1 protein-coding gene is annotated in these 1323 nt (G+C 42.0%); it reads right to left on the bottom strand.

Features of this window, described 5'->3' with window-relative positions; all coding sequences use genetic code 11:
• Positions 1-131: 131 nt before the first annotated feature.
• Entirely contained in the window at positions 132-920 is a 789-nt protein-coding gene (locus AB6D06_RS22445; protein ID WP_372111931.1) for a lipase family protein, read from the bottom strand.
• Positions 921-1323 lie beyond the last annotated feature (403 nt).

The following is a 1323-nucleotide window of genomic DNA, read 5'->3' as shown; positions in this document are numbered from 1 at the left end:
TATGCAGCGGATTGCAAATCCGTGGACCTCGGTTCGACTCCGGGAGGCGCCTCCATCATTCAGAAAAAAACCAGTCCTAGTGACTGGTTTTTTCGTTTTTGACCCCGCTAAAAGCTTCCTACGTACCCATTTCAATGCTTATCAAAGAAATCTTTGTTACGGATATACTTGCTCATTAAGTGGTAAGAGAAAGGTCTTATCAGCCAACTAAAGATAGAGCGACCAAGGCGGATTAATGTAGGAGTGTTCTCATAGATTCGTCCGTTATAAAGCCAAAGCACTTTACCTACATGCCAATAGAGCAAAGGAACCGGTGGCATGAAGGTCACGATGTCGATGTCACAGCAAATTCGGTAGGTCTTCTTACTCATGCGATAGTGCTTTCGAAAGCTCCAATCACCAATGGCGGGTTGGCCAAAAGTCACTATTCGTTTAATACAGCCTGGGTACTTTTGATCAAAGTAATCAGCGAAGACACAACCGATAGCGCCTCCGGAAGAGTGGCCAGTAATAGACACTCTTTTTCCTTGTTCGATGAGAGGTGTGAGCGTGGCTTCCAAGCGCTCAATAACGGTTAAGCCAAGCTTGTCTTCATTACGACTTGGCTGGCTCTCTTGAAACATTAGATGGTAGAAACCCGCATGCACACGATAATTGAGCCCAATTCTCTTACAGCTTCTTGTCCATAGAGCAAAGGTTAGTAGCCAATCTGAGATACTGTGCGATCCTTTGATTACCACAACCACTTCATCTTTGTCGCTACTCCACAACACTCTAATCATGGTTTTACCAAACTGGTTCTTGATGATGCGTTGTCCATTAGGGTCAAAACCATAGCGAGTCTGATTAAAAACTCTAGGGTAGGCGAGGTTACAAAGAACGGCATAGCGCTCATATTGATATCGTTTTAGTGGTTTCACATGTTTACTTCTTAATAAGAGTTACTTCAAACTCTAATCGTTGAATGTGAAAAGCACATGAAAACGCCATTTGCTTGGTTTAAAACAATAAAATCACCGCATTCAATTGGTATTTGAATCAATGGTTGTCAGTGATTTGTCCGTTTAAATTAGAAATCCAAGTATAAGAACCGTACAAGCTGCACTAAATTTATTCTTTTGAGTTCGATAATTAATCACTTGAATTAAAAGATAAAATTTATTGTTGACGAATTTTTTCCTTCCGTTAAAGTACACCTCGTTCTCACGGCTTAGGTCGCTGAGAGATGGTGTTTTTACTTTTCAGTAATCGGCCTCGCAAGATTGCGTTGCCCTGGTGGTGGAATTGGTAGACACAAGGGATTTAAAATCCCTCGGCGTTCGC

It is taken from the genome of Vibrio sp. 10N.239.311.G01 (assembly GCF_041465805.1).
In the GTDB taxonomy this organism is placed as follows: Bacteria; Pseudomonadota; Gammaproteobacteria; order Enterobacterales; family Vibrionaceae; genus Vibrio; species Vibrio crassostreae_C.
The sequence above is the reverse complement of the archived record's forward strand: the minus strand, read 5'-3'. Positions and strand labels throughout refer to the sequence as shown.